Consider the following 7,912-nt stretch of genomic DNA (forward strand, 5'->3'; position numbering starts at 1 on the left):
GTTTTGTTCTCAGTGTAATGACATTTGTCCTGTTAATTGTCTTAGTATGAGTAATGAATTTTTACTGGCTCATTCAGATTTGTATTCCAAGGATTTAATTGTTGAATAATGATGACTAATTCAACCAAGTTTATCTTCAAAGGTATTGTACAAGGAGTTGGTTTTAGACCAACCATATATCGTGTAGCAACAAAGATGGGTCTAAAAGGCTATGTTTTAAACACCGGCTCTGAAGTAGAGGTTGTTGTTGACAAAAACCCTAATAAGTTTATTGAACAAATCAAAAAGGAATTACCACCTATAGCGAAGATAGATGAGATTATTATTGAGAAAGATAATAGGGTGTTCAAAGATTTCAGGATATTGCATAGCAAAGAGGGTGAGAAACAGTCGCAGGTACCAGCTGATATAGCTACTTGTGATGATTGCTTGGAAGAAATTTTTAACACAAAAAACAGGCGTTATCTTTTCCCTTTTACGAATTGTACTGTTTGTGGGGCTAGATTCAGTCTAATAAAAGATGTTCCTTATGATAGGGAACGTACTTCTATGAGTGATTTCAAGCTATGTGAAAAATGCGAAGAGGAATACAAAAATCCAGCTGATAGAAGGTATCATGCTCAGACTATATCATGCCCATTTTGTGGACCAGAGTATAGGTTATATGATAAAAAAAAGAGGGATCTTGGAGGTAAAGATGCGATTCAGCGATTTGCGCGGTATATAGACGATGGTAGTATAGGAGTTATAAAATCCTGGGGTGGAATGCACATCTGTTGTAAAATTGATGAGATAAAGCATTTCCGTGAATGGTACCATAGACCACAAAAATCTTTTGCTGTAATGGTAAAGAACATTAAAACCGCTGGAAAATATGGTTATATCTCGAAGGATGAACGCAAGCTTTTGTTGTCAGCGAATAAACCTGTTGTTCTTGTTAAAAAGAAAAAAGCAGAAGATGTTTCCCCTGGTCTTAACACAATTGGTTTGTATCTCCCTTACACTGGTCTGCATCATATCCTTTTTTCGTTTCTAGAATCTGATGCAGTTATTATGACTTCTGCAAATATTCCTGGTGAGCCGATGATAACCAGTAATGATGAGGTTTTTTCGTTAGGCGCAGATTATTATCTACTGCATAACAGAGGTATACCAAATAGGGTAGATGATTCGGTTGTTAGAGTGTGGAAGGGAAACAGGTTTTTCCTTCGTAAATCACGTGGTTTTGTACCAGAGCCTTTTGATGTTACTTATGATAAAAATGTTGTTAGTGTTGGTGCTGGTGAGAACATCTGCGGAGCAGTGTCGTGTAACAATAAATTGTATGCTACACAGTACATTGGTGACTCAAAGTATTATTCTGTTTTAGAGTTTCTTGAGCAGGGTCTTAGGCATCTTATGAGATTAATTATGGATAGAAAAGTTGTTGATGCAGTGGCGATGGATCTTCACCCTGGTTATAACTCGAGAGAGAGCGCTAAAAAGTTTTCAGAAGAGTTTTCAGCCCCATTTTTTGAGGTGCAGCATCACTGGGCGCATGCAGCTTCATTGTTACTGGATAACGAGATAGATGAAAGTGTTGTTTTGACGCTTGATGGGCTTGGTTATGGTAGTGATGGTACTTTCTGGGGTGGTGAGGTACTGGTTTCAAGTTTTGATTCTTTTGAACGAGTTGGTCACCTTGAATATATTCCGTTGCTTGGTGGTGACCGAGCTACGATGGACCCACGTAGACTTGTTTTTGCGATATTTAAGAAATTTGATGAAGAAAAATATTTCACTGGGAAAGAAGCGGATGTGCTTAGTAAAATTATGAGCAAGTCACCTAAATCTAGTAGTTTTGGTAGAGTCCTCGACGCGTTATCATGTTACCTTGATATTTGTGAGAAGAGAACATATGATGGTGAACCTGCTATGAAACTTGAAAGGTATCTTGCTCTTGGGAAACCTAAATATTCTTTTGATACTGAAGTTAAAAACGGTGTTGTTGGTACAACTGATCTTTTTAGAGAGGTCGAAGAAAAAATAAAAACACCTTTTACAGAAACCCAGAAAGCAGACATTGCTTATTCTATGGTTAAATCGATTGTTGATAAACTTGTTGAAATTGCAGTTGAAAATGCTAAGGAAAACAGCATTAAAACCATAGGTCTTACTGGTGGTGTTTCGTATAATATTCCAATCAATGAGATGGTTGAAAAACAAGTGAATAAAGCTGGTTTAAAATTAATTGTTCATAATAGGGTGCCTAATGGTGATGGTGGTATTTCCATCGGGCAGAATGTTATTGTTGGTCATAAGTTGTAAGTTTTTCTTATCTTATATGATATTTGTTCCTGTAATAACATTACACTAGCAAAATCTTTTTAAATTAACAATAGCTAATCAATTTTTAGAAGGAGGTAAAAAATGAAGAGGATATTATCGTTTTTATTATTAGGAATTTTAGTCCTAAGTGTAATAGAGGCTGTTGCTGAAAGTAATCAGACTAATTTATCATTACAGGAAACAACTTTTTTAGATGATGATGCCCCGGAGTGGAATGTTGGTGATACATGGATTTATACCATTGACAACGTAGTTGTTGATTATAACAAAAGTGGGCAGAAGATTTTTATGAATGGGACAATTGATGATTTAAGATGGAAGGTAACTGATACAAGTGGTGACTACTATACCTTAGCCGTCTCTGGGAAATTAACTGCATTTTATGATATTGTTCTTTCATCTCAGACGAAAACATTTCATCTTGTCGGAGAATTCAAACCTTCACTTACTCGTTTTACTGGAACAATACAGTTAACAAAATCTGATCTTGAACTACATGATCTCTCAATTCAAATAAGAGGTATTACAAGAACCAAGATCAACTCATTACCTTTTGCTATTCCAATTCCCTTCAAACTTGTTGGGGATGGTCAACTTAGTGTTGATGTTCCTTTGTTTGATTTTCCTTTGTATGAGCTTAAATTCTGGAATTTACCTGATTTAACAATAACAATGAGCTCAGTTTTTGGTGGTATTTTTGGAGTAATACAGATCCCATTTACTGTTAGTGTACATTACTCATGGACACCATTTGCATTCTTCTGCTTAGAAAAAAAAGATGTAACAGTCGAGGCAGGAACCTACAGTGCTTATAAGATACAATCTCTCATTGGTGATTACTTTGAATATTACTACGCACCAGCTGCGGGCAACATAATAAAAGTTGATGCGGTCCTTCCAAACGGCGAGGTTCATGGTGAGTTAAAGTCTACGAACTATCAATAACCTCTTTTTTTATATAAGGGCAACTAAAAATGTGCAATCAATTTGCATACATTCTTTTTCTATTTCTTATTTTGTTTTTTTATAACGATATTCAATATTGCAGCTACCTTCTATGCTAACCATACATGGACCAACAGGCGATCCTGGTTTACAACGAGTTCCAAACAACGGGCAATCCTGCGGTGACAATAAGCCTCTTAGTAATTCCCCGCATTTGCATCCTTTTGGTTCCTTGAAATCTTTGTTTTTCAATTCTTCTAAATCGTCTTCGTATTTCTTTTTTGCATCATATTCCTCAAATTGTTTCCGTAACTCTAGACTAGACTTTGGGATAACAGGGAAACCTCTCCATTTTTTGTCACCTGTTTCAAAAACCTCGTCGATAACCTTTTTTGCTTTCACATTCCCATCCTCATGCACAGCCCTAGTATATTCATTTTGAACAAATGCAGTTCCATGCTTAATCTGCTCAACAAGCATCCACACACCCATCAATAAATCAAGTGGCTCGAAGCCAGCAACAACCTGTGGAACATTATATTTTTTTGAAATAAAATCATATGGTTTTGTCCCAATAATTGTGGATACATGCCCTGGTTGTATCAATCCATCAATCTTTATCTCGCCCATATCAAGAATAGCTTTCAAAGCAGGTGGTATCAATCTATGACAACTAAGCACAGAAAAATTACTCGGAGGATTCTTTAGTAAAACCGAGGCGGTCGTGGGCACAGTTGTTTCAAAACCAACTGCCATGAAAACAACATCCTTATTCTTGTTTTTTTCAGCGATGGAAACAGCATCCTCGATACCATAAACCGTTCTGATATCACAGCCTTCTTCTTTCATACCCTGCAATGAATGTTTTTCCCCTGGTACCCTTATCATGTCACCAAAAGTTGCAACTGTTTTACCTTTTCTTGCAAGTAACAGCATCTCTTCGATCTCTTTAGCTGTAGTAACGCAGACAGGGCACCCTGGTCCCTGCCCTATTTCTATGCCACATTTCTTTAGCAAAACATCCAAACCATGTTTCACAAGAGTATCCTGATGAGTGCCACAGACATGCATAAACTTCAGATTAACATCCAGTTTTTCTATCCTAGAAACTATGTCCTCCGCTAGCTTTTTGTCTTTCAAAGGAAACACTAAGACTCCTCCATGGAAAGCATCTCTCTAAAAAGATTAAGAGTCTCACGAGCCTCTTTCGCGTCTAAAACCTGTATAGCAAAACCAGCGTGAACAAGAACATAATCACCGATTTTTACGTCAACAAGCGTTATGTTAGCTTTGCGTCTAGTACCCTCCCCATAGTCAACTGTTGCATGTTCTTTCTTATCATCAATTTCAACGATTTTACCAGGTATAGCTAAACACATAATTCACTAACTTCTACTCTTTATGAGTTTTTCTCCATTCATCAAGAGGTATACTGAATTTCTTTTCAACCTCGTCCCTAAAAGTTGGTCCACCGTTGTATGCACAAAACGGGATTATCCTATCATCAGGGGTTGCATAATGGATAACGCAGCGTTTCACCCGCTCTATATCATAGTTGTAATTATCCTGGAAATGCATAACACCAATCATCATGGTCTTCCATGTGAACTTACCAACAGCTTTCTTATCTTTCTCAGATGCGATGTCTGATAGTATCTCCATTATATCTAGTCCTTTAGGCATCTTTTTTTTGTCAATAAATTCTCCAAAATATTTGTCAAAAGTTTTAGCAATATCCTGTTTCTTTTTAACAGCCCTATAAAGTTTTATGAAAAACTTTAATTTCTTTGCTTTCTTTGATAGCTCTTCCATCCGAGTGAATAAACCTTCTACGTCTACAAACCTTGGAATCGGTGTTACTTTTCCTTTGTTTATGAAAACAAATGTCGCGTAACCACAATGTGGATGAGCTGAGAAGGTTATCTCCTCACGGTCAGATAAAATTGAGACAAGATCAGATATCGGGGCAACAACCGGTACAGGGTAGAAATCATCCTTTTTTAGGAAACTAGTTTGTTTCTCCAGATCATGAATTAGATCAGGTATTGTGTATCGTTGTTCCTCCAGTTGTTCTTTATCTATTCTGCCTGTGAATGATACTGGTTGGAAATTAACACCACGCACAACATCAGCGTTTTTAATAGCATAATTTACAATCTCCCCAACTTGGTCATCGTTTATTGTTTTTACAACAGTTGGGACCAGTACTGTGGATAACGGCTTTGGTTTAACTTTTTTACAGTTTTCCACGGCTTTCAACTTTACATCCAATAGATTTCTTCCTCTAGCAGCAACATAGTCTTGTTCTCTCAATCCATCAAACTGTAAATAAATCGTGTTCATACCAGCGTTTCTCATCTGCTGACAGAAATCAAAATCAACCATCTTCAAACCATTTGTAGCAACCTGTATCTGTGCGAAACCCATCTCTTTTGCTTTAGCAACAATATCCATAAAACGTGGGTGAATAGTTGGCTCTCCACCAGCGAACTGGATAGCCTTGCATGGTACGGGGCGTTCCGCTCGCAGGTTTTCCATCATACGAACAACATCATCATAGGATGGTTCAAACACGTAGCCTGCTGCGTTAGCATTAGCGAAACAAATAGGGCATTTAAGGTTACAACGATTAGTTAAATCAATCAAAGCAAGACAGGTATGTGAAAGATGAAGATTACAGAGACCACAATCATATGGGCAGACTTTTGCATCTGTGATCTTCGGGTTGTCCACACCTTTTCCATCATATGCCCATTCCTCAGCCTTCAAATACATGTCTACATCTGACCAATATACGTCGTCGAAGTCACCATGTTCTTCACAGGTTTTTTTCATCAAAACCTTACCATCTTTTTCGTAAATAGTTGCTTTAATGATTTTTTTACATTCAGGGCATAATGACTGTGTTTCTTTTGGGAGGCCTTTTTTAAGATTTGATTTATTAAAGCTCATATACTCACTTTTTGTCTTTATTTTGAGTGACAGTAAAAAACCGTGTTGTATATAACTGTGTCGCCCTATCTATTTGGTTGAATCCTTTTAGGATATGCCCCAAGATTAAAATTTCGTAATATTTAAATATTCAAATTTACTTATATACTTTTATGAATGAAACAGAGATATTCAAAGCACTAGCAGACGAAACCAGACTCAAAATCCTTGAATGCATAAGAAATGGTGAAAAATGCATATGCGACATAATACCATTTACAGGCAAATCCCAACCAAATGTTTCTCAGCATCTAAAAGTAATGAAATACGCAGGCATTATCAACGAACGCAAAAATGGAAACCGAATTTTAATCAAAGTATCAAACAAAGATATTTTTAAAATTATCGACCAGGCAAAAAAACTTAGGTGAAATAAATGACACCAATTGATATTTTATTTGCAGGCATTGAAGCATTACTTGAATATCTCTCAGCTCATGTTTTAACCTGTTTAATTCCTGTTTTTTTTATCGCTGGTGCTATCGCTGTTTTTGTTTCAAAACAAAGTGTTTTAAAATATTTTTGCGCTCATACTAAGAGATATATTTCTTATCCTGTTGCAGCTCTTTCTGGTACAATTCTTGCTGTTTGCAGTTGCACGATTCTTCCTTTGTTTACTAGTATTCATAAACGTGGTGCAGGAATAGGTCCTGCATCAGCGTTTCTATTCTCAGGACCAGCAATAAATATTTTAGCAATTGTTTTAACTGCTCAAGTTCTTGGTTACGATATTGGTCTTGTGCGAGCAATTGCAGCAATAACTATGGCGGTAGTCATTGGTCTATTAATGGCACTTATTTTTAGAAGAGAAGAATCTGAAAAACATAAAGATGATAAAGATATTTTTGCAGTTCAAACAGGTGAAGAAAAAAGTAGTCGCCCTGTTTGGATCTCATTGATGTTTTTAGTTTTGCTTGTTTTGATTCTTGTTATTGGTGCTGCTAGTAGTAATTATATTGATTGGGTTCCCAAACTTGCTATTGTTTATTTTTTAACACTTGTTGTTTCAGGTATTCTTATTTTTTATTATACTCGTGATGAGGTTAAAAGTTGGGGCATGGAAACCTGGAGTCTTACTAAAAAGATTTTCCCAATTTTGCTTGTCGGTGTTTTTATTGTTGGTATAATTGGTGGCATAGCTGCTTATTTTATGCCTGGTACTGATCCAGCTAATGCTGTTGGTGTTGCTGTTAAACCATATATTGGTGGTAACGATATTTTTTCGTGTTTTCTTGCTTCTGTGATTGGTGCTATTTTGTATATGCCAACATTGCTTGAGGTTGCTATTGTTGGTAACTTGTTTGGTTATAGTGCTGGTTTGATGGGTGGTGGTCCTGCCATTGCACTTTTGCTTGTTGGCCATCTTTGAGTCTTCCTAATATGGTTGTTATCACTAAGGTTATGGGTGTGAAAAAAGCCTTTACATATTTTGTATTGGTAATTGTTGTTGCTGCTCTTGTTGGTTTTGTTTATGGTATAATTGCTGGATAATTTAATAAGAGGTGAAATTAAACCTAGTGTCATAAAATGATTAAATTTTATAGTTCATCACCTCATTAATTGTCCAAATATGATCAGTGAATCCTGCACTCATAAAAAGTGTTCTTTTTTTTCACCATCAAAACTACAACCTCTATGCGGTCTGCAT

7 protein-coding genes and 1 pseudogene are annotated in these 7,912 nt (G+C 36.4%); 5 read left to right on the forward strand and 3 right to left on the reverse strand.

Annotated elements, in window-relative coordinates; all coding sequences use genetic code 11:
• The 3 genes from QHH19_05830 to QHH19_05840 all read left to right on the forward strand — a co-directional run.
• Positions 1–109 (forward strand): NADH-quinone oxidoreductase (locus QHH19_05830; protein ID MDH7517846.1); only part of this gene is annotated, 109 nt, incomplete at its 5' end.
• On the forward strand, positions 109–2,307 hold the full coding sequence (gene hypF / locus QHH19_05835; protein ID MDH7517847.1) for a carbamoyltransferase HypF: 2,199 nt from the start codon (positions 109–111) through the stop codon (positions 2,305–2,307). The genes QHH19_05830 and hypF, both read left to right, overlap by 1 nt.
• A gap of 102 nt (positions 2,308–2,409) precedes the next feature.
• Positions 2,410–3,273 carry a hypothetical protein gene (locus QHH19_05840; protein MDH7517848.1) on the forward strand — a complete coding sequence of 288 codons (864 nt, stop codon included), beginning with the start codon at positions 2,410–2,412 and terminating at the stop codon, positions 3,271–3,273.
• A 66-nt stretch (positions 3,274–3,339) separates the two neighbouring features.
• On the opposite strand, the gene hypD is transcribed toward QHH19_05840, so the two are convergent.
• Genes hypD through QHH19_05855 form a run of 3 tightly spaced genes read right to left on the reverse strand, consistent with a single transcriptional unit; the run spans position 3,340 to position 6,225 of the window.
• A complete protein-coding gene (gene hypD / locus QHH19_05845) occupies positions 3,340–4,422 on the reverse strand; it encodes a hydrogenase formation protein HypD (GenBank protein MDH7517849.1) in 1,083 nt (360 codons plus the stop codon).
• Positions 4,422–4,652 carry a HypC/HybG/HupF family hydrogenase formation chaperone gene (locus QHH19_05850; GenBank protein ID MDH7517850.1) on the reverse strand — a complete coding sequence of 77 codons (231 nt, stop codon included), beginning with the start codon at positions 4,650–4,652 and terminating at the stop codon, positions 4,422–4,424. Before QHH19_05850 ends, hypD begins: the two co-directional genes overlap by 1 nt.
• A 13-nt stretch (positions 4,653–4,665) precedes the next feature.
• Positions 4,666–6,225 carry a radical SAM protein gene (locus tag QHH19_05855; GenBank protein MDH7517851.1) on the reverse strand — a complete coding sequence of 520 codons (1,560 nt, stop codon included), beginning with the start codon at positions 6,223–6,225 and terminating at the stop codon, positions 4,666–4,668.
• A 152-nt stretch (positions 6,226–6,377) separates the two neighbouring features.
• Here QHH19_05855 and QHH19_05860 point away from each other — a divergent pair, with 152 nt between their 5' ends.
• Positions 6,378–6,635: a metalloregulator ArsR/SmtB family transcription factor gene (locus QHH19_05860; GenBank protein MDH7517852.1), complete on the forward strand. Its 258-nt coding sequence runs from the start codon at positions 6,378–6,380 to the stop codon at positions 6,633–6,635.
• A 5-nt stretch (positions 6,636–6,640) separates the two neighbouring features.
• Positions 6,641–7,755 (forward strand): annotated as a pseudogene (locus QHH19_05865) (permease).
• Positions 7,756–7,912: the final 157 nt, after the last annotated feature.

The sequence above is a fragment of the Candidatus Thermoplasmatota archaeon genome (genome assembly GCA_029907305.1).
Lineage (GTDB): Archaea > Thermoplasmatota > E2 > DHVEG-1 > DHVEG-1 > JARYMC01.